21 protein-coding genes are annotated in these 24498 nt (G+C 70.2%); 12 read left to right on the forward strand and 9 right to left on the reverse strand.

The genetic code is table 11. The features are described 5' to 3' along the window. Positions 1 to 91: 91 nt before the first annotated feature. The 4 genes from VZL07_RS22540 (at position 92) to VZL07_RS22555 (ending at position 2806) form a co-directional block, all read left to right on the forward strand. Positions 92 to 766 carry a hypothetical protein gene (locus tag VZL07_RS22540; protein WP_426749674.1) on the forward strand — a complete coding sequence of 225 codons (675 nt, stop codon included), beginning with the start codon at positions 92 to 94 and terminating at the stop codon, positions 764 to 766. Continuing rightward, complete coding sequence (locus VZL07_RS22545; RefSeq protein WP_426749675.1) at positions 763 to 1326, forward strand: RNA polymerase sigma factor; 564 nt, start codon at positions 763 to 765, stop codon at positions 1324 to 1326. The genes VZL07_RS22540 and VZL07_RS22545 overlap by 4 nt, the downstream gene beginning before the upstream one ends. Before the next feature lie 65 nt (positions 1327 to 1391). Further along, positions 1392 to 2303 carry a CPBP family intramembrane glutamic endopeptidase gene (locus VZL07_RS22550; RefSeq protein WP_426749676.1) on the forward strand — a complete coding sequence of 304 codons (912 nt, stop codon included), beginning with the start codon at positions 1392 to 1394 and terminating at the stop codon, positions 2301 to 2303. A gap of 239 nt (positions 2304 to 2542) precedes the next feature. Then, positions 2543 to 2806: a carboxypeptidase regulatory-like domain-containing protein gene (locus VZL07_RS22555; protein WP_426749677.1), complete on the forward strand. Its 264-nt coding sequence runs from the start codon at positions 2543 to 2545 to the stop codon at positions 2804 to 2806. A 29-nt stretch (positions 2807 to 2835) separates the two neighbouring features. Here VZL07_RS22555 and VZL07_RS22560 read toward each other — a convergent pair whose 3' ends face one another. Genes VZL07_RS22560 through VZL07_RS22570 form a run of 3 tightly spaced genes read right to left on the reverse strand, consistent with a single transcriptional unit; the run spans position 2836 to position 4910 of the window. After that, a complete protein-coding gene (locus tag VZL07_RS22560) occupies positions 2836 to 3525 on the reverse strand; it encodes a polysaccharide deacetylase family protein (RefSeq protein ID WP_426749678.1) in 690 nt (229 codons plus the stop codon). Beyond that, positions 3483 to 4025 (reverse strand): VOC family protein, encoded by a 543-nt coding sequence (locus VZL07_RS22565; protein WP_426749679.1) that lies wholly within the window; start codon positions 4023 to 4025, stop codon positions 3483 to 3485. The genes VZL07_RS22560 and VZL07_RS22565 overlap by 43 nt, the downstream gene beginning before the upstream one ends. A 36-nt stretch (positions 4026 to 4061) precedes the next feature. Further along, positions 4062 to 4910 carry a fumarylacetoacetate hydrolase family protein gene (locus VZL07_RS22570; RefSeq protein WP_426749680.1) on the reverse strand — a complete coding sequence of 283 codons (849 nt, stop codon included), beginning with the start codon at positions 4908 to 4910 and terminating at the stop codon, positions 4062 to 4064. A 171-nt stretch (positions 4911 to 5081) separates the two neighbouring features. On the opposite strand from VZL07_RS22570, the gene VZL07_RS22575 reads away from it, so the two are divergent. The 8 genes from VZL07_RS22575 to mxcH all read left to right on the forward strand — a co-directional run bounded on the left by VZL07_RS22575 (position 5082) and on the right by mxcH (position 14748). Beyond that, on the forward strand, positions 5082 to 5834 hold the full coding sequence (locus VZL07_RS22575) for a GntR family transcriptional regulator (RefSeq protein ID WP_426749681.1): 753 nt from the start codon (positions 5082 to 5084) through the stop codon (positions 5832 to 5834). Between the two features lie 12 nt (positions 5835 to 5846). Beyond that, on the forward strand, positions 5847 to 6707 hold the full coding sequence (locus VZL07_RS22580; RefSeq protein WP_426749682.1) for an alpha/beta fold hydrolase: 861 nt from the start codon (positions 5847 to 5849) through the stop codon (positions 6705 to 6707). Between the two features lie 349 nt (positions 6708 to 7056). Further along, entirely contained in the window at positions 7057 to 8496 is a 1440-nt protein-coding gene (locus VZL07_RS22585; RefSeq protein WP_426749683.1) for a DHA2 family efflux MFS transporter permease subunit, read from the forward strand. A 259-nt stretch (positions 8497 to 8755) separates the two neighbouring features. Then, on the forward strand, positions 8756 to 9997 hold the full coding sequence (locus VZL07_RS22590) for an MxcI (RefSeq protein ID WP_426749684.1): 1242 nt from the start codon (positions 8756 to 8758) through the stop codon (positions 9995 to 9997). Positions 9998 to 10055: 58 nt separating this feature from the next. Continuing rightward, complete coding sequence (locus tag VZL07_RS22595; protein ID WP_426749685.1) at positions 10056 to 10385, forward strand: hypothetical protein; 330 nt, start codon at positions 10056 to 10058, stop codon at positions 10383 to 10385. Then, on the forward strand, positions 10382 to 10657 hold the full coding sequence (locus VZL07_RS22600; protein WP_426749686.1) for a hypothetical protein: 276 nt from the start codon (positions 10382 to 10384) through the stop codon (positions 10655 to 10657). The genes VZL07_RS22595 and VZL07_RS22600 overlap by 4 nt, the downstream gene beginning before the upstream one ends. Next, the gene (locus VZL07_RS22605; RefSeq protein WP_426749687.1) at positions 10654 to 12204 is read left to right on the forward strand and encodes a PepSY-associated TM helix domain-containing protein; all 1551 of its coding nucleotides are present in this window, start codon (positions 10654 to 10656) and stop codon (positions 12202 to 12204) included. Before VZL07_RS22600 ends, VZL07_RS22605 begins: the two co-directional genes overlap by 4 nt. After that, positions 12205 to 14748: a TonB-dependent siderophore myxochelin receptor MxcH gene (gene mxcH / locus VZL07_RS22610; protein ID WP_426749688.1), complete on the forward strand. Its 2544-nt coding sequence runs from the start codon at positions 12205 to 12207 to the stop codon at positions 14746 to 14748. It begins immediately after the preceding gene. 58 nt (positions 14749 to 14806) lie between these two features. Here the strand turns inward: mxcH and VZL07_RS22615 are convergent, their stop codons facing one another. Genes VZL07_RS22615 through VZL07_RS22640 form a run of 6 tightly spaced genes read right to left on the reverse strand, consistent with a single transcriptional unit; the run spans position 14807 to position 23657 of the window. Further along, complete coding sequence (locus tag VZL07_RS22615) at positions 14807 to 16690, reverse strand: IucA/IucC family protein (protein ID WP_426749689.1); 1884 nt, start codon at positions 16688 to 16690, stop codon at positions 14807 to 14809. Beyond that, complete coding sequence (locus VZL07_RS22620; RefSeq protein WP_426749690.1) at positions 16687 to 18267, reverse strand: MFS transporter; 1581 nt, start codon at positions 18265 to 18267, stop codon at positions 16687 to 16689. Before VZL07_RS22620 ends, VZL07_RS22615 begins: the two co-directional genes overlap by 4 nt. Beyond that, positions 18264 to 19691: a lysine N(6)-hydroxylase/L-ornithine N(5)-oxygenase family protein gene (locus tag VZL07_RS22625; RefSeq protein WP_426749691.1), complete on the reverse strand. Its 1428-nt coding sequence runs from the start codon at positions 19689 to 19691 to the stop codon at positions 18264 to 18266. The genes VZL07_RS22620 and VZL07_RS22625 overlap by 4 nt, the downstream gene beginning before the upstream one ends. Then, the gene (locus tag VZL07_RS22630; RefSeq protein ID WP_426749692.1) at positions 19688 to 20275 is read right to left on the reverse strand and encodes a GNAT family N-acetyltransferase; all 588 of its coding nucleotides are present in this window, start codon (positions 20273 to 20275) and stop codon (positions 19688 to 19690) included. Before VZL07_RS22630 ends, VZL07_RS22625 begins: the two co-directional genes overlap by 4 nt. Further along, positions 20272 to 22095: an IucA/IucC family protein gene (locus VZL07_RS22635; protein WP_426749693.1), complete on the reverse strand. Its 1824-nt coding sequence runs from the start codon at positions 22093 to 22095 to the stop codon at positions 20272 to 20274. Before VZL07_RS22635 ends, VZL07_RS22630 begins: the two co-directional genes overlap by 4 nt. Continuing rightward, on the reverse strand, positions 22092 to 23657 hold the full coding sequence (locus VZL07_RS22640; protein ID WP_426749694.1) for a pyridoxal phosphate-dependent decarboxylase family protein: 1566 nt from the start codon (positions 23655 to 23657) through the stop codon (positions 22092 to 22094). The genes VZL07_RS22635 and VZL07_RS22640 overlap by 4 nt, the downstream gene beginning before the upstream one ends. Between the last annotated feature and the right edge of the window lie 841 nt (positions 23658 to 24498).

Below are 24498 nucleotides of genomic sequence, written 5' to 3' on the forward strand. Positions count from 1 at the left end.
GTCACCGTCACGCGGGGAGCCCCGTGAAAAAAGCGCATGGGAAGTGAAGGGATTTCCTCCTCACGCCTCTGAGCTGGCGAAAGGAGGAAGCATGAGCACGAAGAGTTGTGACGAGTACCAGCTGGCGCTGGAGATGAGCCGCCACGGTGCACTCGATGCCCTGGAGATGAAGGAGGCCGCGGCGCACGTGGCCACGTGCCCGGTGTGCCAGCGCGCGGAGGCGCTGTCGGCGGAGGTGGGGCGTGCGCTCAGCACTGGCCCCAGGCCCGCCTCGAGGTACGCAGTCGTCTCGAAGGCGCTGGCCAGGGACCGCTTCTGGCTCAAGTACGGGCCCTGGATTGCGGTTGCGTCCTTCGTGGGGCAGGGCGCGTTTCTGGGACCGCTGTTCGCGCCGGATGCACCGCTTCGGCTGTGGGCCATCATCTCGGCGGTGGGGGTGCTCTTCGCGGTGGGGTTGGCCCTGACGCTGCGTCACCAGCAGCGCCGGGCAGCGGAGGCGGCCAGCGTCGGTGTCGAGGCCTGGATAGGGCACCGGCGGGCTCAGATCGCCACGGAGCTGAAGGACCTGCGCACCCAGCTGTGGCTCTGGCCGATGATGGCGGTGGGAATGGTGGGGACCGCGTTCCTCGTACGCCACAAGGGGACCGCTGGCTTCGTCACCCTTCTCTTCGCCGCCACGGTCAACATCGCCGTGACGGTCTACATCATCGGCAAGCGAAGGCCGCAGCTGCTGCGTGAGCGCGCGGAGCTCGAGGTCGAGCGATGACGCCGCGCCTGCCATTCGACGAGGAGGCCCTGCGCGCCACGGCCCTTTCGGGGGACGCCACCGTGCGCGAGGACGTCATCCGCCGCCTGTATGAGGCCCTCAGCGAGAAGCTGTACGTGCTCTGCTTCGGTATCACCCGTGACGCCAGCGATGCCCAGGATGCCGTCCAGGAGACGTTCCTGTCGATCCAGCGTGCCCTGCCCCAGTTCCGGGGAGATGCGCAGCTGTCGACCTGGGCATATCGAATCGCGGTGCGCGCGGCCGTTGCGGCGCGGACGCGACGCCTGCGCCACACCGGCGATGCGGTCGATGTCGAGGTGGCGGACCCCCGGGCCAAGGTGGAGGAGACGGTGGAGGGCCGGGAGCGGAAGCGCAGGCTCGATGCGGCGATGAGCACGCTCTCGTTGGAGCACCGCACCGTGCTGTCGCTGTTCGCGGTGGAAGGGCTGTCGCACGCGCAGATCGCCAGCGTCCTGGGGATTCCCGAAGGCACCGTCTGGTCTCGCTTGCATCTGGCGCGGAAGCGGCTGGCGGCGGCGCTCGAAGCGTCTGGTCCGTAGTCAGAAGCCACGCAATCCCATGGGGTCCCACGCCGCGGCCGATTGGCCGTGGAAAGGAGAGGGTCATGTCCAATGTCTATCTGGAGCAGGCAGCACGAGGGCTCAACCAGCCGTGGCGATACGTCCTGACCGCGATATTGCTGGGGCTCTCCGTCACGCTCTTCAATGTGCCTTACTCGGTGTTCGTGTACCTGGCGGCGCAGCGCGCGGGCGACACCGGATTCCGGTTCGACCTGGCGGCTGGCGTGGTCGAGAACATGCCATTCCCGGTGTTCATGGTCGGCATGGTGTCGTTCGTCGTCATGCTCGGCATGCTGGCAATTTGCGTCCGCGCCCTGCACAAGCGTCCCTTCACGAGCCTACTGGGACAGGAGGGAGGCTTTCGCCTCGGCATCGTCGTGAAGGCGGCAGCCGGCACGTTCGCCGTCCTCGGCGTGGCCACGCTGGTAAACGTGCTCGTCGACGGGGATTCGTTCCGCGTGAACTTCGAGGCGGGACGCTTCTTCTCCGCGGTGTTGCTCACGCTGGCCCTGGTGCCGCTCCAGGCCGCGGCCGAGGAGCTGCTCTACCGCGGCTGGCTGATGCAGGGCCTCTATCGGCTTGTCCTCCGGCCATGGTTTGCCGTTGGCGTGAGCAGCTTGATGTTCTGGGTGGCCCACCTGCCCAATCCCGAGGCTTCGGCGACGCCGGTGGGGGCGGCGGCCTACTACCTCGCGGTGGGGAGCCTGCTGGCATGGCTGACCCTCCGGACAGGGAGACTTGAAGCTGCCATCGGGGTCCACACGGGACTGAACCTGTGCAGCTTCCTCGTCGCGTCGCCGGAGTCGATGATGTTCCAGGCCGCGAGCATCTTCGTCGATGTTCGGCCTGGCTCGGCGCGCGACCTCGTGCTCGTCGCTTTGCTCGCGGGGAGCTTGTTCCTGGTGCTGCGCCGCGGGAAGCGCCGCGCTGGCCTGCACCCGGTTGCCGTGCGGTAGTGCATTGGGCGACAGGGCGTTGGGTAAAGGCAATCTTCGTCCCTGGGAGGCGCTGGCGTTCGCTCAATGACAGGCATCCCCCGGGGGTGGACAGCCAGGAGGCTCGGGCATATGGTGGCGCCATGGCCCAACGTCATCCCATATTCCTGGCGGCCCTTACTGCAATCGTGGTGGGAGGGTCGGCATGTGGCGACTCCGACCCGCTCGATTCCCTGACGATTTCGCAGGGAGTCTTTGGCGTGACCACCTACGTCGACGATGTCTGTTCCGGGAAGTGCGAATCCGAGCCGAGGTCGATGACCTTGCTGATTCGAGCGCTGCCAGGGGAGACGGAGGTCGCCTCCGTGACGTCGAACGGGGACGGCTTCTACGAGGCGGCACTCGAACCGGGAAGCTATCGAATCTGCACGTCGTTCGAGCGATGCACGGACTTCTCGGTGGGGGCAGGGGAAGTGGTGCGCCGCGATTACGAGATGTCCGTCGGACCGGGCTGGTCGAAGTAGGCGCAGGCCCCCCACCGCCGCCGTGCGCCTCAGCCCCTGGCAGCAACGAGGCCCGAGAGGTCACTCACGATGCGCCCGTCCACGATGGGAACGCAGTCCGGTGGGCACGCCGTGGTGAAGCGCATCCCCCTAGCCTTGGCCTCGTGGAGGAACCCGTCCAGCCCTTCGAGGCAGGCATCCGGGATGTCGTGGAGGACCATCAGCGTGTGAGCGCGTGACGCGCAGTCCGCGAGCGCCTTCTCGGGCCAACCTTTGGGGTCGAGCCAGTCCCCCGGAACGCTGTTCCACAGCACGCAGGAGTACTGGTGGCGGAGCAGGTGCTCGACAGCGGGTGGGCTCAGCAGGTGCGGACCGAGCTTGCCGCCCCCACCGAAGGGGCGGAACCACTTCGGTCCGGGCACCAGGGGCGCGAGGAGCGCATCCGTGGCCGCAATCTCCGCCTCCACCGCATCCGGGCGCACGTCCTCGCCGAGCGGGATGGCGTGCGTGTACGAATGGTTCCCGACGAGGTGCCCTTCATCGCGCGCACGCGACACCAGCCGTCGTCCCTCCTCCGTGACGAGGTTCTTCCCCAGCACGAAGAACTGCGCGGTGATGGCGTGCGACGCGAGGACGTCGAGCACCCGAGGCGTCACGCGAGGGTCGGGCCCGTTGTCGAACGAGAGCGTGAGGAGGCTCACCGGAACACGTTGTTGGAGGTGCGGTCCCCGGCGAGCCATCGCTTCAGCTCCTGGTGCGCCTTGGCGCGGCGGGCCTGGACCAGGTCGGGCTGCACGGCCTGCGGACTGTCGTGGGTGAATTCGACAATCATCCCGTTCGGGTCGTTCACGTAGAGCGAGCGGCAGTAGCCATGCTCGAGCACGTACATCTCGGGCTCCTTGTAGCCGGCGGCCCGCAGGCGCTGCTCGATACCCTGCTGCGTCTCCTGGTCCACGTTGAGCGCGATGTGGTGGAACGGCGAGGAGGGAATCTCCGGCCCGAAGAGCTTCTGGTCCTCCGGCTTCTCGAACTGGAAGAACGCCAGCGCGCTTCCGTCGGCGAGCTCGAAGAAGGTGTGGCAGTAGGTGCGGACGGCGCCGAACAGCTCGTCCGACTCACACCAGGTCGCGACGAGCGGCAGACCAATCAGGTCCTCGTAGAACTTCCGCGTCGCTTCGAGGTCCTTGGTCACGTAGGCCGTGTGGTGAAGGCGGCTGGGCAGCTTCGCTTGCGTGGACATACGTCCTCCCTTGGGTGCGTCCTCAACGACTCGTGCTCACTCCGTGGCCTGGGCGACGGGATTGCGCAAGACGCCCACGCCCTCGACGGAGACCTCGCAGACGTCTCCGGCCTGGAGGAAGCGCGGCGGCTTTCGCGCGGCCCCCACACCGCTGGGGGTGCCCATGGCGATGACGTCCCCGGGCTGGAGTGTCATGGCCTCGGAAAGGTCCGCGATGACGGTGGCGACGTCGAAAATCATGTCCGACGTGTTCGCGTCCTGGAGGAGCTCGCCATTGACGCGCATCTGGATGCGCAGTCCGCGGGCACCCGCGGGGAGCTCGTCAGGGGTGACGAGCTCGGGACCCAGCGGTCCCGTCCGGTCGAAGTTCTTTCCGACGGTCCACTGGTGGGTGCGCTTCTGGTAGTCGCGAATCGAGCCGTCGTTGAAGAGCGTGTACCCCGCGACCCATTCCAGCGCGCGCTCGCGGGGGATGTTCCGCCCCGGGCGGCCCACCACCACGGCGAGCTCGGCTTCATAGTCGAGCTGGTGCGAGCAGGTGGGCACCACCATCGACTCCTCATGGGCGAGGAGGCTCGACGGCAGGCGCGTGAAGACCACCGGGTGCCGAGGCGTTTCGTAGGTGGCCTCCGTGGCATGCGCGACGTAGTTCAGCCCCAGGCAGAGGAACTTGCTCGGCTCGGGGACGAGCGGCCGGTAGCGGAACTCCGAGTCAGCGAGGAGGTGCGGGGCCGAGGCCTTGGCGGCGAGGTCCACCACGGCCGTCAGCGCACCGGGCCCGCGCTCCAGCAGGGCACGCAGTGAGCTGCCGACCGACGGGGCGAGCGCCGTCACGTTGGCCATCCCCCTGGGCGTGCGCACGCCCAGCGCAGGCTCATCCCTCACGAGAATCGAAGCAATCCGCATTGTCGCTGGTCTCCCTCGGCTACGCGCGCAGGCTAGCGAGAGAGGTCCCCGAGCTCAATCAATTGTCGACAAAATGCGCTTTGCATCCAATTTGACGCCTTGTGTCAATTCCGCGCGGTGTCGTATAGGTGCGCATCGGTGAGGAAATCGATGGCTGTTCCATCCCGCATTCGTGGCCCGGTGTCCGAACCCACGCTCGCATCGGCGGTCGTGGACCGGCTGCGTGGCGACATCCTGCATGGGGCGCTGCCGCCGGGAGAGAAGCTGCGGCTCGAGCACCTGGCGCCGCGCTACGGCGTGGGGCGGACGCCGCTTCGGGAGGCGTGCTGCCGCCTGGCGTCGGAGGGGCTGGTCACCATCGAGGACCAGCGCGGCTTCCGGGTGGCGCCCATCTCCCGGGCGGACCTGCTGGACCTGACGCGGACGCGCCAGCAGATTGAAACGCTCGCGCTGCGCGCGGCCATCGTCCACGGCGACATCGGGTGGGAAGGAGAGGTGACGGCGGCCCTGCATCGCCTCCAGCGGCGGGCGCCGGCGTCGGGGAGCGGGACGCTCGATGACACCTGGGAGCTCGAGCACGCGCGCTTCCATGCGACCTTGCTGAGCGCGTGCGGCTCGCCCTGGCTGCTCAAGTTCCATGCGACCCTGTTCGACCAGACGGAGCGCTACCGACGGCTCGCCCAGGCCTATGGCAAGGCGGGGCGGAACGTGGAGGACGAGCATTCCACCCTGGTGAAGGCCACCCTGGAGCGGGACGCGGAGCGGGCCTGTGCGCTCCTGACCGAGCACATCGCCCGGACGACGGAGCTCGTCCTCGCCGGGCACCCCGGCCTTCGCGCGGAGGCCTCGGGCGCCACGGTGATTTTGCCGACAAAACGTCGGAGTCATCGCGCGAAGGATTGACGCTCCGCCAGCATGGGCGTACTGCCTCTGGGCACCATGGTGCGCACTGGCTTCGTCGAAGGTTCTGGGGGTGTTCGGCTCGCGGTGAGTGAGTCAGGGCCGTTGTCCGGCGCTCCGTCCGTGCTCTTCCTTCATGGCATTGCGCAGAGCCGCCAGAGCTGGAGCGGCATTCTCCAGGGGCGCCTGGCGCGGAGCCATCGCCTGGTGGCGCTCGACCTCCGGGGGCACGGCGATTCGGACAAGCCCGAGGGGGATGCGCCGTACGTGGACGGTGTTCACTTCGCTGGGGATGTCGAGGCGGTCATCGGGCAGCTCGGCCTGGAGCGACCGGTGGTGGTGGCCTGGTCGTACGGTGGCGTGGTGGCGGGGGACTATCTCCGGCACCGGGGTGACGCCGAGCTGGGTGGCCTCTTCTTCGTGGCGGCATCGCTCAAGACGGGCAAGCCCGCCCGGGCGTTGTTCGGGGCGGGGATGATGTCCAACGCGCGGGGCCTGCTGTCGGAGGACCCCGTCACCTATGAGGCCACGGCGAGGACCTTCATCGAGGCGTGCTCGGCGCGACGACTCGAACCGTCGCAGGTCGAAGAGGGCCTTCGCGCCATGCTGCGTGTGCCGCCGAACGTTCGGCGTGCGCTCCTCTCACGGGCAGAGGACTATTCGGTGGAGCTGGAGCGCTGCCGCCGGCCGGTGGCGACGCTCCACGGCGAGCTCGACCAGGTGGTCCTGCCAGCCATGAGCTCGGAGGTGGTGCTGTCGTCCGCCCGCACGGGCCGAGGCATGTGGCTCCCGGCTGTGGGGCATCTGCCATTCCTGGAGGCGACGGCGGAGTTCGAGGCCGCGCTCTCCGAGTTCGTGGCGGCCGCCCTGGCCTGAGGCGCACGGCCCTCCCGTCGCGGTGGGCTCCTGGGCATGCCACTGGGGCTGTTTGGCTGCCTCGGGGCCCGGCTACGCTGTGCCGCGTATGAAGTATGCGTTCGTCTTCTCCACGGCTGCCGTGCTCGTCGCCCGAGGTGACGCGAATGCAGCGATGGCGCTCTCGCTGGTGCAGCGCGCGCGGGGGGGCGGGTGGTTGCTCGCATCCGCGCATGGCAGGAGCAGGGTGGCGGCGGTGGGTGGCTCTCCGCGGCTCGCGTGAGGTGGGGGCTTCATGGGACGCCGGACACCGAGAGGCCAGCCAACGCGCCTTTGACGTGCGCCCCCCGCCATGGGAGAGGGCTGAGCCGTGTCTCAGCCCACGCGCCCTTCCGACACGCCGAGCGTGCCCCGGTTCTGGCCGTTCATGTTCAGCCTGTTCGCCGGGTCGTTCATGTCGGTGCTGAGCTCCAGCACGATCACCATCGCCATTCCCGAGCTCCAGCGTCACTTCGGCGCGGAGCTCTCCTCGCTGCAGTGGACGTTGACGGGGTTCATGCTCGCCATGGGCACGAGCGCGCCGCTCACCGGGTACCTGGGCGGACGCTTCAGCTTCAAGTGGGTGTACGTCGCCAGCCTGGCGGGCTTCGTCGTGGCCTCCGTGCTGTGTGGGGTGGCCTGGGACGTGCGTTCGCTCGTGGCCGCGAGGTTCCTGCAGGGCGCTTTCTGCGGCGCCATCATGCCCGTGACGATGACGCTCATCTATCAGCTCCTGCCGCGCGAGCGGCAGGCGCTGGCCGCGAGCCTCTGGAGCCTGGCGTCGATGCTGGCCCCCGCGTTCGGGCCGACCCTGGCGGGCTGGCTGATAACCCTGGGCAACTGGCGATGGCTGTTCTTCATCAACGTGCCGCTCGGGCTCGTCGCCGTGGGGCTGGCCGTGCGGACCGTTCCCTACTACCGCCTACAGGTTCCGAAGGCGTTCGACCTCCCCGGGCTGCTCACCGTCATCACCGGCACCCTGGCCATCCTGCTCGGCCTGAGTCAGGGGAGGGCCTGGGGCTGGTCTGATGCAAAGACCCTGGCGCTGTTCTCCGTGGGGACGGTGTCGCTGGTCTTCTTCGTCGTCCGGCAGTTGAGGACGCACGCGCCGCTGCTCGAGCTGCGTGTGCTCGCGAACGGCCGCTACGTGGTGACGCTCATCATCGCGAGCGTCATCACCATCAGCCTCTATTCAGGCGCGTTCCTCATCCCGCTGTTCTTGCAGCAGATTCAAGGCGCGTCGCCGCTCGACACGGGCTTGATTCTCCTGCCCGCGTCGCTGGTGATGGCGCTGCTGATGCCGCTGGTCGGCCGCCTCTATGGGACGCTCGGGCCCCGCATCCTCATGACGGCGGGCGTCCTGATGATTGCCGGGGGCACGTTCGCCTTGAGCCGGCTGACGCCGGAGGTTTCCCACACCTATGTGCTGATGTGGATGCTGGTGCGGAACGTCGGCATCTCCCTTTCGATGATGCCGGCGAGCAACGCGGGCATGGAGCAGCTTTCGCGCGAGCTGAGCGGACACGCTTCCTCCATCAGCAACTGGCTGCGCAACGTGTTCGGCGCGTTCTCCATCGCCATCTTCACCTCGCTCCTCTCCACCTTCTCGGCCTGGGAGGCGGAGGCGCTCGTGCGGCAGGGCGTGACGGACCGTGCTCGCCTCGACCTGCTCGCGTACGTGACAGGCATCAACGACGTGTACCTGGTGGCCACGGTCATCGCGCTGGTCGCCGTCCCGCTCAGCCTGACGGTCCGCAAGCTGCGGAGCTGAACGAACGAGCCGGTGTCACCTGCCGCATGGCGTAACAGCCCTGTGTCGCACCCGGTCGCGGCGTTTGCTTTGTAGGGAATCCCAGTCCCTGTCCGCGGCGGCCTCCCGTCCGCTCACAGCGTTGCTTGACACCCGTAGCGGGCGGGGCTACTCCATTCGGCCAGCGTCGATTTTGAAAGTGAGTGTCAATTTCAGGGCATGGGCGGCCGGACGACGCCCTGACGACACTCACTGACCTGGCCAGCGTGAGGAGACAGCGATGCGTGGCGGAGCACTGAGGTTTGGCAAGAGCCGTTTCTCGCGGGGGCTCGTGGCCTGCACCGCGTTGTTCCTGGCCGCCTGTGGCGACGATGACCCGCCTACGCCCGGCCCGGGGCCGGGAGACGGCGATGAGGGCCCGCTCTACCTGGTGCACTCCGCGGTGGAGACCAACGGCAGCCGGATGAGCTACTTCACCCTGGTCGACTCGCTGGATGAGCCCCAGACGCTGGACTACGAGAACTCGCTGGAGCTTCCGGGTTCGCCCCGGCTCTATGCCGCCCAGGGCGCGGGCTTCTTCGCCATTGGTGCGGGTGAGTCTCCCACCATCACGCGCTACGAGGTGCGCGACGGCGCGCTGGTGCCGGGCGCGAGCCTCTCGTTCCTGAACCTGGGGGTTCGCTCGATGGGCGCCCAGGCCGTGCATTTCGTGAGCGAGACGAAGGCCTATTACAAGGACCCGGGCCAGGGCATCGTCATCGTCTGGAACCCGGCGGAGATGGTCATCGAGAAGACGCTGGAGCTGCCGGCGGAGGTCATCCAGCAGGGCTACGTCACCGGGATGAGCCAGTGGGCCAGCCGTGAGGGCGAGGCCTTCTTCGCGGTGGGCTGGTCGACGCCGACGTATGACGCGGTTCAGCCGGGCACCATGCTGGTCCGCATCGACACGGAGACGGATGCGCTGACCTGGGACGCGGACGAGCGCTGCCGTGACCTGTCGAAGACGGCCCGCCAGGGCGACACGCTCTACTTCTTCAGCGGCGTCATCAACGGGCTGGGCTACGCGGTCAATGGCGCCGGCGAGGCGGGCCAGCAGGACTGCTTCCTGCGCATCTCCCCGGGGCAGCAGACCTTCGATGCCGACTTCGTGGGCAGCGTCTCGTCCGCGCTCGGGGACGGCATGGTGGGCTCCGTCATGGCCGTGACGGAGGACGGCACCGCGTGGCTCCAGGTCGCGGACACCGCCATCACTCCGACCGCGCCGGGCACCACGTACGGCGAGTGGTACAGCAAGGGGTGGAGCTGGTGGCAGGTTGATTTCGACACGCTCACGGGCGCCACACGCGTGGCGGGCGAGCCGGGGGCCTACAGCGGCTTCACGCTCGCGTCCGGCTCCAGCTTCTTCGTGAGCCAGGCCTCGGCCGACTACAAGCTGTCCACGTTGATGGACCTGTCCCCTGGCGAGCCCGCGCCGGGCGTGGCCTTCCCCGGCTTCGTCCTGGACGTCGCTCGCATCCGCTGACGGCCCCGCCGCGCGGAGTTCCTGGCCGCGCGGCCTCGCAGTGTCCGAGGTTTCCCGCATGGACGTTCTGGCTCCGTCGCTCCTCTGGCTCGGGGTGGTGTGCCTCTACGGCGCGTGGTGGTGTCGCCACATGGGACGGTGGCCGGGCTTCCTGCGCGCCTACCCCTGTGTGATGGGGGCCGGGGCGGTCCTCGTGCTCGGCGGGCTCGTTACCTCCCTCCAGGGGGCCATCAGTCCCGGGGCGGCCCTGGGCTCTGCCATGGCGTACGTGATGGCGGCCGGCACCTTGCTGGCCGTCCTGTCGCCCCTGGCGCGCAAGCCGGTGTGGGCCATGGCGCTGCTGCTTCCCGTCGGCCTGGTGCTGGGCGTGCTGGAGCGCGCATCGTGAGTGCCGGGCCACGGCGCCGCCCTGGGGTGACGTGGCTGCTGGCGGCCGTGGTGGGGGCTCCGCTGGCGGCGCTGCTCGTCTCGCTGGCGCTGCCGGCGGTGGTGCCCGCCTCCTCGGACGTACGTTACCTGGTGGCGTGCATCGCCGTCATCCCGCTGATGGCGGCCGCTCCGTGCGCCGTCCTCCTGGCCCGGACGGAGGCCCGCGCGTGGGCCGGCATCGGGGTGACGAGCGTGGCGGCACTGCTCGTCCTCTGGAGGTCGTTCACGTGAAGCTCAAGTCCGAGACGTACCGCCTCCTCTGGGAGGCGCATGCGTGGGCGGGCGCCGTGGCTTCCGTGCTGCTGGTTGGGATGTTCCTGCTTGGTGTCGTCTCCCTGTTCCGCCACGAGTTGATGCCCTGGCAGGAGCCACGCCTGCGGGCGCCCGTGGCCGCCGACGAGTCGCAGGCGCTGGCCACGCTCCAGACGTGGCTGGACGCGCACGTCGCCAGGGAGGGAGCGGCCGTGCTGGACGTGGACCTGCCCGCGCCCCATTCGCCATGGCTCCGGCTCGAGTGGAGGGACAAGGGCGGTGAGCGGACCGCCATCTGGCTGAACCCTGCCTCGGGCGAGCAGGCGCCGGAGCGCAGCGACCTGGGCTACTTCCTCTTCCTGGTGCATTTCCTCTATCCACTGCCGGGGGGCATGTTGATGGCCGGCCTGGTGGCCATCGTGCTGCTGCTGGTGGTGGGCACGGGGCTCGTCATCCAGGTGGGGCGCTTCCGCAAGGAGTTCGTGCGCTTCCGGCCCCGCGAGGCGCTGCGCACGATGTGGGGCGACCTGCACAAGGTGCTCGGCAGCATCGGCCTGCCCTTCCAGGCGGTGATGGCCTGGACGGCGGCCATCATCTGCCTGAATGCCGCGGTCCTCCAGCCGGTGGTGGTGCGCACGGCCTTCGACGGCAACCTGGATGCGGGCCTGGCCACCATCGGCTATCCGCGAGGCAGCAAGGCCTCGGGGCAGCGCGCGGAGGCGCCGCGCGTGGCCACGGTGCTGGCGCAGGCCCGCGCGGCGCTGCCGGGCGTCGGGCACTATCGCTTCTCCATGCGCAACCTGGGGGACGCCTCGGCGTATGTCGACGTCCGCGGCCATGCGCGCCAGGGGCTCCACGAGTTCACCACCGTTCGCGTGTCCCGCGACGGCGAGGTGCTGCACGTGCGCGAAGCTGGCGGGCCCGGCGCCACGGCGCAGTTGCTCGAGGCCGCGTACGTGCTCCACTCCGGCCTCTACGCGGGCATGGGGCTGCGGCTCGCCTACGCGCTGCTGGGCATCTTCAGCGCGCTGTGCGTCGTGACGGGCAACCTCGTGTGGCTGGAGCGGCGCGCGCGCAGCATGCGCCGCGTGGACGTCATCCTCGCGCGCATCACCGCGGGGGGCTGCGGAGGCGCCGCGTTCGCGCTCGCCGCCGTCCTCCTGGCCAACCAGCTGCTGCCGGACACGCTGTCGCGCCGGGTGCAGTGGGAGCACGGCATCTTCTTCGGGAGCTGGTGCGCCTGCGTGTTGGGCTCGCTCGTGTATCCGCGCGCGCGGGGCTGGGCGCAGCAGTTGCTTGCGGTCTCCGGTGGCATCCTGGTCCTGCTGCCCTGGCTGGACGCGTGGCGGAACGCGCGGCGGGTGTTCGACCCGGCGGGCTCACCCTACGTGTTCTGCGTGGACCTGGCGCTGGCCGTCCTGGGCGCCCTGTTCCTGGTATCTGCCTGGACCATCGGGCGCATCTCCCCGCGTGACCCCCGGGACGCCCGGCTGCCCCTTTCGATTCCGGCGCACGAGGGACGATGAATGTCCCCGTCCATGGCGCGCGCCGCCTTCTTCACGCGACTCATGCAAGGCAACATGGCTCTCTTCGTCGAACCTCCGGCGCGGGCGTGTGGCTCCGCCCGCCGTGCGCGCCTCCTCTTCCGTGGCCACGCGCGCTGGCGCGCCATGGGTCTGCTGGCCCTGGCCGTGGCGGCACCCGCGGCGGCGCAGGACGCGCAAGCCCCCGCGCCGGCCCCCGCCACACAGGAGCGCCCGGGGGTGGGAGACATCGGAGGGCAGCTGTCCGCGTGTGAAGGCGGAGACCTGGCGCAGGCGGAGGTCCTGTTGCTGGCGCCCGATGGAAGCACCTGGTCGCCGCGCGTCGATGCGCGGCGGCGCTTCCAGGTGACGGGGCTTGTGCCTGGCACCTACGAGCTGCACGCCTACGTCCCCGGCTGCGAGCCGCAGGCCTACCGCGTCCAGGTGGCCGCGGGGCAGCGCACCGAGGTGGACGCGGTGCTCAGTGAGAGCGTCAGCCTGGAGACCACCATCGAGGTGACGGGCCGGCAACTGAGCAAGGGGGAGGAGCGCACCCTTTCCGCTGAGGCGGTCCGGGTGGTGGAGCTGAAGGAGGCCCGCCAGCAGACGGCGGACCTGGGCGAGGTGCTCAGCCGCAACAGCGGCGTCAGCGTGCAGCGCAATGGCGGCCTGGGCTCGGCCAGTCGCTTCTCGCTCAATGGCTTCTCCGGCGAGCAGGTCCGCTTCTTCCTGGATGGCGTGCCGCTGGACCTGGCGGGTTTCGGGCTGGGGCTGGCCAACGTGCCCGTCAATCTCCTGAAGCGCGTGGAAGTCTATCGGGGCGTGGTGCCCGTGCGTTTCGGCGCGGACGCGCTCGGCGGCGCGGTCAACCTCGTCTCGTCGGACGGGGACGAGCCGAACGGCGCGTCCGTGTCGTTGCAGGCGGGGTCCTTCGGGACGTACCGCGGCGCCGTCTCGGGGCATTACCAGCTGGGCACCAGCGGGCTGTTCGTGAAGGGCCACGCCTTCGGAGACCTGGCGGAGAACGACTACAAGGTGGACGTGAAGGTCGACGATGATCGGGGGCGGCAACTGGACGTGCGCGTGCCCCGCTTCCATGACGGCTTCGTCGCGGGCGGCGCCGGCCTGGAGGTCGGCGTCGTCGAACAGCCCTACGCGGATCGGCTCAGCCTGCGGGTGTTCGGCACGCGCTCGCGCAAGGAGCTGCAGCACAACGTGGTGATGACGGTGCCCTACGGCGAGGCACGCTCCGGCGAGTCGAGCTACGGCGCACTGGCGACCTGGACTCGGGGCGGGCTGCTCTCCGGGAAGTTGCGCCTGGAGGCGGTGGGCGGCTACAGCCGGCGCGATACCGACTTCCGGGACATGGCGGAGGTCGTCTACGACTGGTACGGCAACCCGGGCGTGGTGCGTCGCCAGCCGGGCGAGCTGGGCATCCTCCCCGCGGACCAGGTGATCTGGCAGCACAGCGTCCTGGCCCGCGTGCACGCCGACTACGAGGTGTCGCAGGCCCAGCGGATGCGGCTGTCGCTGGCGCCCACCTTCGTGACGCGCCAGGGAGAGGACCGGCTCCGGCAGGGCACGGGGCAGCGGGACCCGCTCACCGCGCAGCGCGACCTGCTCACGCTGGTGGGCGGGCTCGAGCATGAACTGGTGCTGGGCGACGGTCGGCTGAAGAACGTGGCCTTCGTGAAGGGCTACATGATGCGCTCGGACTCCGAGGAGGTGCTCCCGGGCAACGTCTTCCGGCGGCACGACCAGGCCACGGAGCGCCTGGGCGTGGGCGACAGCCTGCGCCTGTTCCTGCCGCACGGCCTGCTGGCGAAGGCGTCCTACGAGTTCTCCACGCGCCTGCCCGGCCCGGACGAGCTGTTCGGCGACGGTGTGCTGGTGCTCGCGAACCTGGGGCTGCGGCCCGAGGTGAGCCACAACGCCAACCTGGAGCTCTTCCTGGACGACTGGCGCACCGGGGCAGGGCGCTTCCGCGGAAGCGTGGGCGGCTTCGCCCGCTTCGCCGACCAGCTCATCGTGCCCCTGGGGAACGGGACCACCTTGAGCTACCAGAACGTGAACGCGGCGCGCTCGGTGGGCGTCGAGGCCTCCGCCGGATGGACGGTCCCAGGTGATTGGCTGGCGCTGGACGCCAACGCGACGTGGCAGGACTTCCGCAACTCGGGCGGAGGTGGGGACTACGAGGACTTCAAGGGCGACCGTATCCCCAACCGCCCCTGGCTCTTCGCCAACGCCTCCGCCCGGCTGCAGCGCCGCGCGCTCCTGCAGCCCAGCGACACCGCCGCGCTCGTCTTCACCTCGCGATACGTGCACGGCTTCTTCCGTGGCTGGGAGAGTGCGGGCCTGCGCGAGTACAAGCAGGACGTCGATGCGCAGCTCATCCACACGGCGGCGCTCTCCTATGTCAGGGAGGGCACGCCCACGCTGGGCGGAACGCTGGAGGTGTTCAACTTCACCAATGCCAAGGCCTTCGACTTCTTTGGCGTCCAGCGTCCCGGTCGTACGCTGTCCTTCAAGCTGACGGCGGACTTCTGACACCGCGGCGCGGACGTCTCCCCCGCCTGGACCTGGCGCGGGGGAGGGGCCGCGCGCGTCAGTCGTGCGCGAGCGGGTTGGGCAGCGTCCCGTTCGGGTAGAGCGCGTGGCGCAGGGCCCGGTCGGTGTAGCGCGTCACCACGATGCGGTCCCGGTTGAGCGCGTAGCGCGGAATCTCCGGCACCAGCAGGTCGTACTCGGCGAAGCGCTCGCGCAGCTCGGGGTTGCGCTGGTGGAAGGCCAGGATGGTCCGGCGCACCTGCTTCCAGAACGCCTTCTCCGGCAGACCGAGCTGCTCCTCGACCATGGGCGCGAGGTAGCGGAAGTGCCCCACGAAAATCTGGTCCACCACGTGCTGGCGGATGACCGAGGGGTGCTTGCGCGGCAGCACGTGGTCATGCCCGTCCGGCTCCGGCCCCCGCTCGGGGACGTCGGTGAAGGACACGCAGACGTCGTCGACGAAGTCCTTGAGGTACAGCCGGCGCGGGATGTCATTCGCGTCGTAGCCCAGCAGCGTGTTCTGCCCGTGGGGGTTGAAGGTGATGCCGTACCGGTAGAGCACGTGCATGATGGGGATGAGCAGCGTGTCGAACAGGTGCTGCAGCCATGCCTCCGCGCTCAGCCCCGACGCGCGGACCAGCTCCGCGACGAAGGCCGTGCCCTTGCTGTCCACGTGCAGCAGCGAGGCGAAGGTGCGCACCCGCTCCGACACGTCCTGCCGCGCGGCCACCGGCTCACGCCAGATGCAGCCCAGCGTCTCCAGGTGCTGGTAGGGCACCTCCGGCACCTTGGTGAGGTACGGATGCCGCACCGTCACCGAGGCCACCTCCCCCAGGAACACCGTGCGGCACTCCTCCGTGAGGAAGGGGTCGCTGTCCAGCAGGCACTGGAGCCACTGGGTGACGACGGGGGCTCCCAGCGTGCAGTGCGGCGGAATCCCGCGCCAGACGAGCGTATTGAGGATGCGCAGCGGCAGCTTGACGTCGTAGCGGCCCGGCGTGGTGATGTTGGCCATGGTCCGGATGGACTGGCCCGGCAGGTACAGGTCGGGGCTGTCGCCCAGCGGGACGATGCGCCGCTGCGCCACGTCCGCGGCGTGCAGCACCTGCACCGCGTGCTCCCACTGCCACGGGTGCACGGGCATCCACACGAAGGCGTCCGGCTGGAGGCCCGCGTTCGAGAGGACGCGGGTGAAGCGGTTGCGCGTCGCCTCGTCCAGCTCCCGGGCGAGGATTTCGCGCTCGGAGAGCTCCGAGGTGCCACGGAACTCCGACAGCCCCCGGTGCACGGCCACCCAGAGCAGCCGCACCGGCTGGCGTGACTCGGGGGCGTAGCGGCGCACGTCGGAGGCGGAGAAGCCCACCCGGCCCTTGTTCGCCACCAGCCAGTTGTGCCCCGTCATGTGGCACTCCAGCTCCGTGTGGCCCACGGCGCGCAGCTCCGCGGCGGTGTGGCCACCGTGGGCGATGCGCGCGGCGTCCACCGCCAGCGTGGAGGACAGCTCGTTGAAGTACGTGGCCAGCGTGGACGGGTCCGTGCCCAGGCTGGGCGCGGCGTCCGTCAGGAACTGGAGCGCGTCCCAGGCCGGCTCGGCGATGCTGTTGCCCAGCATACCGGTGGCGCTGCGGGTGATGGAGGCGGGGTCCACCTTCATCCAGCCGAAGGCGCCCGGCCGCGCGGAGAACACGTACGAGGTGCCGCTGCCCAGGTCGACGCGGTATTGCCCCTCGCCATGAGGGATGGCTTTGAGCATCTCCTCGAAGCACCACTCGCCCAGGGCCTTGGCCAGCAACTGCCGGTTGGCCTCACGCCAGGCGGCGGGGCCCACCTCGGGAAGGGCTGGCACCGGGTGGTCGCTGCCTTCGGTGGGCGCGGCGCCAGCGGTGGTGGGGAGACGGGTGACGGAGGGGTCGAGATTCAGGGCTTCGCTGCGGGGATTCACGGGGACTCCTTCAAGGACAGGGAGGACTCACGGACGGCCGGGCGGGACGCCTGGGCCGCCGGTTTGGAAAGGACGCGGAGGGCGAGCACGGCGCCCCCCAGACACACCGCCGCCGCGGCCAGGCACACCGCCAGGTAGGCGTTGGCGAAGGCCGTCCGGGCGAGCGGCAACAGCGTGGACTCGACGGCGTCGAACTGCCCGGTCTCCACGGCGGTCCGCGTGTGACGGGCCACCTCGGGGGCGAGCTGCGCGGTGGAGAACTGGCTGCCGAGCCGCGAGGAGAACACCGCACCGAAGACCGCCACGCCGGTGGCGGTCCCCAGGGGATAGCAGGCGTTGGTCAACCCGGAGGCCATGCCCGCGCGGTCCGGCGGGACGACGCCCACCGCCACGCCCATGAGCGGCGGGAAGATGATGGCGCCGCCCGTGCCCATGAGCACCAGCCCGAGGAAGTTCGCCCCGGGCACCTGCGGCGCGCCCGCGCTGAGCGCCAGCATCGCCAGCCCCGCCCCCTGGAGGACGAAGCCGCTGGCCACCAGGGGGGCGGCCTGGAAGCGCGTCTGGAGCTTCGCCATGAACATGCCCATGACGAGCAAGCTGCCCGTCAGGGGCAGCAGCCGCAGGCCCACCTCGAGGGGCGAGCCTCCGGCCGCGAGCTGGAGCCACAGGGTGGTGAAGACGAGCACGCCCAGGCTGGACATGCGGGCCAGGAAGCCGAGCGCCGCCGTCCCGGAGAGCGCCGGGATGCGGAGCAGCTCCAGGTCCAGCATGCTCCCGGGCCGGCGCTGGCTGGCGATGAGCGCGATGAGGAGGCCCACGCCCGCACACGCCGGCACGAGCACCTGGAGGGAGCCCCAGCCCGTCTCGGGTCCCATCATCAGCGGGTAGTGCAGCGACAGCAGCACGCCGATGGCGAGGAGCGCGCCCAGCAGGTCCAACCGCCGGGACGTGTCCGAGGGCGTGAGCGCGGGCATGCGCGCCATGGCACCGAGGACGACGCCCACGCCGATGGGCACGTTGACGAGGAAAATCCACCGCCAGCCGACCAGCTCGACGAGCACGCCGCCCACCACGGGGCCCAGGGCGCCCGCGGCGGAGGCGATGGCCGCGTAGGTGGCGATGGCGCGCTGGCGCGCTGGGCCCTCGTACACGGCCGCGATGAGGGCGATGGCGGGCGCGAACACCATGGAGCCGCCCAGGCCCTGGGCGACCCGCGCGGCGACCAGCGTGCTGGCGTTGGGCGCCAGTCCGCACAGCGCGGACGCCAGGGTGAAGAGGGTGATGCCCGCGACGAAGACGCTCCGCCGGCCGATGCGGTCGGACAGCGCGCCGGCGGTGAGCAGCAAGGCGCCGAACGCCAGGGAGTACGCGGACACCGTCCACTGCACCTGGGACAGCCCCGCCTGCAGGTCCGCGGCGATGGCGGCCAGCGCGACGTTGACGACCGTGACGTCCAGGGTCATCACCACGCCGCCCGCGCTCACCAGCGCGAACGTCCACCGGGCGGTGCGGCGCGCATCCTCACTCGACGCCGCCTCGCCCTGTGGGGTGGTGATGTCCTGAGAGGCAGCGCTCATGACGCCTCCGAGAGCCGGGGCGTCCGGGGCCGCGTCAGGCCGTCAGGGACCACGGGCAGGTCGGGCGTGCGCGGCTCCTGCGCGATGGGCCGGGGCCGCGCGGCGACCTCCGGAACCCCGAAGCGCGAGAAGGCCGTGCGCTGGGGCAGCGTGAAGATGTCGCGTCCCATGACGGTGTTGAGGATGGTGGCGTTGCGGAACGCGGAGATGCCCAGGTCGGGGGCCGCGACGCCGTGGCTGTGGAGGTCCGCGTGGGTGACGAAGATGCGTCCACGCACCTCGGGCGACAGCTCCACCGAGTAGTCCAGGCGGACGCGGTAGCGGCCCTGCTCATCCCAGCGCACCCGCCCGTCCATGGCCTTCAGGAAGCCGGGAGCGCGCTGCTTGTATCCCGTGGCGGCGACGACCAGCGCCGTCGTGTGCTCGAACGTCTCGCCCGTGTCCATGTGCCTGCAGCACAGGCGCACGTCGCCACTGCCGGTGACCGAGGATTCCTCCACGGCGACCCCGCTGCGCAGCTCCACGTCGGCCAGTCCCGGCTCCAGCTCCCGCCGGTACAGCAGGTCATGGAGGGCCTCCAGCGTCTCCGTGGAGATGCCCTTGTAGTGCCGCCACTGCTCGGCGACGAGCCGGTCCTTGGTCGGCTGGGGCAGCGTGTGGAAGTACCGGACGTAGGCCGGCGTGGTCATCTCCAGCGTCAGCTTGGTGTAGTCCAGCGGCGCGAAGGACACGGTGCGCGTGAGCCAGCTCATGGCGGCGCCGCCGTCCAGGTTGCGCTGGAGCAGGTGCAGGGCCACCTCGGCGCCCGACTGCCCGGAGCCCACCACCGTGACGTGCCGCGCTGCCTCCACGTCCTTCAGCCGGTGCAGGTAGTGCCCGGTGTGGACGAGCTTGTCGGAGGGCAGCGACGCCAGCGACTTTGGCAGCGAGGGCTCCGTGCCGATGCCGATGACGACGTCCTTCGCCGTCATGATGACGCGCTGGCCGTCGCCTCGCACCACGTGCAGGACGAAGCGCTGCTGCGCCACGTCCCAGTCCATCGACTCCACGCGGTGCGAGAAGCGCACCGACGGGAGCCGGGTCACCGCCCAGCGCAGGTAGTCCTCGTACTCGCGGCGCGTCGGGTGGAAGCGCTCGCGGATGTAGAAGGGGTACAGCCGGTCCTTCTCGCGCAGGTACGCGAGGAAGGACAGTGGATGCGTGGGGTCGATGAGGGTGACCAGGTCCGCGAGGAAGCTGAGCTGGAGCAGCGCCTCGTCGAACATCAGGCCCGGGTGCCAGCGCAGCTCGGACTGCGCCTCCAGGGCGACGAAGTCCAGCCCCTTGACGGAAGAGGCGAGCGCGGCGAGGCCGAGGTTGAAGGGGCCGCAGCCGATGGCCACCAGGTCGTGCGCGGAGGAAGCTTCAGGGGTGTCGTTATTCATGGGAGGTCTGCCTCGGAGCGGGGGTAGACGAGCAGCGTCGCTGCCTTGTCTGGAAAGGTGATGGGGCCGACGACGCGGAAGCCGGCGGCGGTGAACGCGCGCAGCGACGGGGCGTTGCGCGAATCGGGCTCGGCCATCACCCGGGTGCACCGCGGGTCCGCGGCAAGCAGCCCCTGGGCCACTTCGCGCAGCAACGTCCGGCCCAGGCCGCGGCCGGTGCTGCCGAGCTCACCGATGGCCACGTGGACGCCCAGGTCATGCGGGCGCTCCGCGTAGTGTCCGGCCAGCCGGTCCCGAATCACCCGGTACACCTCGAGGTACGCCACCGGGACGCCCTCGCGCTCGAGCATGCACGGCAGGGAGTGGTCCCCCGAGAGCTGCCGTTCCAGCTCGGCCCGCCAGCGGTCCTCGGGCCAGGCCTGCTTCCAGAACGCGGCGACGTGGGGCGCCTCCATCCAACGCACGAGCCGCTCCAGGTCCTCGGAGACGCTCGCGGGCCGGATGGACCACGGCGCGTTGACGTGGGGCACCGGCGGCGCGGGCACCCCGGCGTTCATGGTGTCCTCGCTCAACGCGGCGCTCATCGCTTCGCCTCGCGCAGGGGGTTGGGCGCGTCGAGGTAGACGGACTGCGCGTCCAGCGGCGCGAGCACCTCGTCGATGCCATGCAGCCGGGTGAGCAGGTTGCTCTTGCAGGGCAGCGTGTCCGCCTCCAGCCACCGGCGGGCCAGCCGGTCCCCTTCGGGCCCCGCCGCGGCCAGGGACGGCAGCGCCGCGCGCAGGCGGTCCGCCATTACCCCGAGGAGCCGACGCTCATCACCCAGGCCTTCCACACCCAGGCAGCCGATGACCGCGAGCGCCTGGTTGCGCAGCAGGTAGTAGGAGAGCCGCTCGTCGACGATGGCGTCGTCGACCACGGCCAGGGTGGACGCATCCACGCCCAGCAGCCCGAGAAGCCTGGGCAGGTGCGACGACGCCAGGTAGTAGCCCTGGTTGTCGCGGAACGCCGAGCCGACGACGCGGCCGTCCCGGTCGAGCTGGACCAGGGTGTTCTGCTGGTGGGCCTCCAGGCCGATGCCGGTGGCCGCGTACAGGTGCAGCATCGGCACCAGCACGCGGTCCGTGTAGTCGGCCACCCACTGTTCCGCCGCACCCGCTCCCAGCCCCGCGACCATCGTGCCCAGCAGGCTGCGCCCCATGCCCGGACGCGGCGCCGCCAGGCCCACGAGGCAGCGCAGGTCCGCGACGTGGGAAGGCACCTCGCGCACCGCCACGTCCAGGCCCGTGACGTCGGGACCCTCCGGACGGGAGGGCTCGTCCACGGCGAGCCACGCCGGGTCCCTGACGATGGAGAAGTGGGGGTGAGCGGCGTAGGTGCTCCGGGCGTAGCCGGCATCCAGCAGCCGGTGGATTTCCAGGCCGCGGCGCAGCTCCGTGCGCGTGGACTCCCGGCGGGAGTTGGTGAGCCGCAGTCCCAGCGACAGCTTCAGCATCACCGAGACGTCCGGACGGTAGACGGTGCGCACGCTCGACGTGGCCCACCAGCGCGGTCCCCGCTCGCCCAGGGGCGTCAGCAGGCCCGCCTCGATGAGCGCGGCGATTCGCGGCCGCCGCAGGACGTCGCGGGCCTGCCAGGGGTGGGCGGGGACGAGCACGCGGCCGTCGTTGCGCGGCAGCTCCGCGAGGTCCGCCAGCAGCGCCACCGTGTCCCGCCCGGCGAGTGACGGCGAGCCGTCCACCGCGTCGTGCGACACCACGGAAGGGTCCGCGGCGAACCAGTGCAGCCGGAAGGCACCCCGCTGCTCCGGTGAGAAGTCCGCGCTGTCCGTGGCGGAGAGCCCATCCCGGCTCTTGGGCGCAGGGTGGTGCAGGTGCCCGAGCAGCAACGCCTGCTCCGCCGCGAGGAAGCCATCCACCGAAGGCGGCGGCCGCGGGTGCGCGCGGCGGTGGGCCACGAAGTCCGCGGTCCGGCGCACCGACTCCGCCGTGCGCTCGACGAGGTCGGCGACCTGGCCCGAGGGAATGCCGCCACGACGGGCGGCGCCGCCTCGCCGCTCGGCCTCGTGGGCGACCAACGCCACCGCGAGCACGGGGTCGGCGAAGGACGTCGCGCCGCCCGGGCCCTCGAGGTGCACCGGCCCGAAGCGGTGCCAGCCTGTCGGCGAGCAGTGCGTCACCTCCGTGCGCAGGATGAGCCCCGAGCTTGGCAGCGTCACCCGAAGCGGCCCCGCGTGGACGGGCGTGTGCGTTTCGGTGAGCCAGCAGCGCAGCAGGGCCTCCAGGTGGGCATGCTCCGCGGCGCGGCGCGGGTCCGCGTCGTTCAGCGGGTCCGCGTCGTTCAGCGGGTCCGCGCCGTGCAACGGGTCCGCTCCAGCAGGGACGTTCAGGGGAAGGGCGGCGCTCATGCGGCCCCCTTCTGGAGGCGGGGCGAGCAGGCGCGGCCCGCGACGAGCACGGCATCCACGAGCGCGTCGAGCTCCTCGGGCGTGGTCGTGGGGTTGAGCAGGGTGAACTTGAGGCAGACGCGCTCCGGCGAGTCGGGGCCGTCCAGGCGGACGGCGGTGCGCCCAATCAGCGCGGCGCCCGTCTCCATCAACCGGCGGCGCAGGGCCCCGTTGATTTCATCCGCGCGCTCCGGCTCGTCCTCGCACCGGAAGCGGAACACGACGGTGGTCAGCTCGGCGGGGGACACCAGCTCCAGCTCGGGCTCGGCGGAGATTCGCTGCTCGGCGTGGCGGGCGAGGTCGTGGCAGGTGTCCACCATGTCGCCCAGGCCCCTGCGGCCATGCGCCATCAGCGTGGCGGCGACCTTCACCGCGTCCGGCCTGCGGGTCGTCTGAAGGCTGCGTCCGAGCAGGCCCTCGTAGCCCGCTTCCGCGTCATCCTCCGGATTGAGGTAGGCGACCTCCCGCTCCAGCGCGGAGAAGGCGCTGGCGTTGGAGACCAGCAGCACGCTGGTGGCGGCGGGCTGCCAGCCCAGCTTGTGCAGGTCCAGGGTGATGGAGTCCGCCAGCGCCAGGCCGGTCAGCCGGCCCGCGAGCCGCTCCGAGAACAGCGCTCCGAAGCCATAGGCCGCGTCGACATGCATCCAGACGCCGTGCTCGGCGGCAATCGCCGCGATCTGGGGCAGCGGGTCGATGCTGCCGAAGTCCGTCGTTCCCGCCGTGGCGACGATGGCCAGTGGCGTGTGCTCCGGCGGCAGCTCCCGGAGGATGGCGGCCAGCGCGTCGGGGCGCATCCGCCGGCGCGAGTCCGTGGGAACGAGCCGCACGGCGTCCTCGCCCAGTCCCAGCGCCGCACAGGCGCGGTGGACGGAGAAGTGCGCCAGCTCCGAGCACAGCACCACCGGTCCCGGCAGCCTGCCCACGCCCTGCCGGCGGGTGTCGATGCCACGTCGCAGGGCGCCCGCGTCGCGCGCCAGCAGCAGGCCCAGCAGGTTCGACATCGAGCCTCCGGGCGTCAGGACGCCGTCGGCCTTGGGCCCGAGCCCCGCCAGCTCCACGAGTCCTTCAATGAGCCAGCGCTCCACGGCGATGGCCGACGGCCCTGAGTCATATGTGTCCAGGGACGCGTTGCTCGCGCTGGCCAGCGCATCCGCGGCCACCGCGACCGTCAGCGGCGGCGGCTGGAGGTGGGCCACCGCATGCGCATGTGACAGATGGAGCCCGTACTCCACCAGCACCTTCCCGAGCCGCGCCAGCGCGGCCTCCGTGCCCAGGCCGTCCTCGGGGATGCCCTCCATCCCCAGCGCCGCGCGGGCCGAGGCCAGGACGTCCGCTGGCGTGCCCGCGCGCATGGGGCCCGAGGGCCACCGCGCGACGGCCAGGGCGCTGCCCACCGCGCCCGTCAGGGCCGCGGTCACCGCCGCCAGCCCCTCCCGAGAGCCCGCCAGCAACGACGACGGACGGCGAGGCCAACGGGGCGCCAGGTCTGGCCCCCGCCTTCCTTGTTCTGTCTCTGCTTGCATGTGTACGACCTCCAAAGTTGATTTGGCTGATGCAAATGAATGTCTGTGAATGGGCACACGAGTGCCTTCGCGCGCGCAGACGTGCTGCGAACGCGTTTCAACGGCCGGGGCAAACTACGGCCTGGGCCTGACATGCCTTCGTCAATGGGACGACGAGGCATGGCTTTCCCGTCACGAGGACCGACATGCGGTGACCCCGGCGGTAGGTGCGTGAGATGTCTTTCCACCGATGTTACACGGTGGGTATCAGGGAGGAGGTGTCAGATCAGGTGGAGTGGGTGCGACGCCATGAAACGTGGCGTGCACTGATGGCAGAAGATTCTTGTCTCATCTGGTTGTACGGCCGTGACACTGCTTCCATGGTACCTGGGCGAGTGCGCTCGCCAGTCCCATGCCAAAGGGGCTATCCCGTAGAGGATGGTGTGGATGCGGTGACGGGGGTGCTCGGGCTGGGCGAGCCACGTCTGTGCTCAGGCCAGAAGAATCGGCCTGCGCGGAGTCGCTCGGTAGTTGGCTGAATTGATAATGACTTGCAAGTTCAAAGTCATGATATAGCCGAAAGGCGTGAGACCTGCCACTTTCTTTTGTGCAGGATTTGCGCGCCCGTGACATCGAATTGAGTGTCACCAGCAGGATGAAAGAGTTTCATGTGTTGGCACGTGTGTACGTGCCTGGACGACGATCTGCTCTTCGTTTGAGGTGAGTATTGAAATACCCCCTCCGAAAGGATGGGGGCGGGAGTTGTCGCACGCGGAGTGTTGGGGTGGTGTGACAGCCGACACCTGAGCTGGCATCACGAGGCCTCTCGAAGTGGGGCGTCACCTCGGCTGTCGACTGCATG

Source organism: Pseudomyxococcus flavus, from assembly GCF_050038885.1.
GTDB classification, from domain to species: Bacteria; Myxococcota; Myxococcia; order Myxococcales; family Myxococcaceae; genus Myxococcus; species Myxococcus flavus.

Bases quoted from the DNA above. Each gene is read 5' to 3' on its own strand.
- VZL07_RS22565 (WP_426749679.1), bottom strand. From the start codon at position 4,025: ATGTCCACGCAAGCGAAGCTGCCCAGCCGCCTTCACCACACGGCCTAC.
- VZL07_RS22580 (WP_426749682.1), top strand. From the start codon at position 5,847: ATGGGCGTACTGCCTCTGGGCACCATGGTGCGCACTGGCTTCGTCGAA.
- VZL07_RS22590 (WP_426749684.1), top strand. From the start codon at position 8,756: ATGCGTGGCGGAGCACTGAGGTTTGGCAAGAGCCGTTTCTCGCGGGGG.
- mxcH (WP_426749688.1), top strand. From the start codon at position 12,205: ATGTCCCCGTCCATGGCGCGCGCCGCCTTCTTCACGCGACTCATGCAA.
- VZL07_RS22550 (WP_426749676.1), top strand. From the start codon at position 1,392: ATGTCCAATGTCTATCTGGAGCAGGCAGCACGAGGGCTCAACCAGCCG.
- VZL07_RS22575 (WP_426749681.1), top strand. From the start codon at position 5,082: ATGGCTGTTCCATCCCGCATTCGTGGCCCGGTGTCCGAACCCACGCTC.
- VZL07_RS22625 (WP_426749691.1), bottom strand. From the start codon at position 19,691: ATGAATAACGACACCCCTGAAGCTTCCTCCGCGCACGACCTGGTGGCC.
- VZL07_RS22560 (WP_426749678.1), bottom strand. From the start codon at position 3,525: ATGGCTCGCCGGGGACCGCACCTCCAACAACGTGTTCCGGTGAGCCTC.
- VZL07_RS22595 (WP_426749685.1), top strand. From the start codon at position 10,056: ATGGACGTTCTGGCTCCGTCGCTCCTCTGGCTCGGGGTGGTGTGCCTC.
- VZL07_RS22630 (WP_426749692.1), bottom strand. From the start codon at position 20,275: ATGAGCGCCGCGTTGAGCGAGGACACCATGAACGCCGGGGTGCCCGCG.
- VZL07_RS22540 (WP_426749674.1), top strand. From the start codon at position 92: ATGAGCACGAAGAGTTGTGACGAGTACCAGCTGGCGCTGGAGATGAGC.
- VZL07_RS22620 (WP_426749690.1), bottom strand. From the start codon at position 18,267: ATGAGCGCTGCCTCTCAGGACATCACCACCCCACAGGGCGAGGCGGCG.
- VZL07_RS22640 (WP_426749694.1), bottom strand. From the start codon at position 23,657: ATGCAAGCAGAGACAGAACAAGGAAGGCGGGGGCCAGACCTGGCGCCC.
- VZL07_RS22545 (WP_426749675.1), top strand. From the start codon at position 763: ATGACGCCGCGCCTGCCATTCGACGAGGAGGCCCTGCGCGCCACGGCC.
- VZL07_RS22635 (WP_426749693.1), bottom strand. From the start codon at position 22,095: ATGAGCGCCGCCCTTCCCCTGAACGTCCCTGCTGGAGCGGACCCGTTG.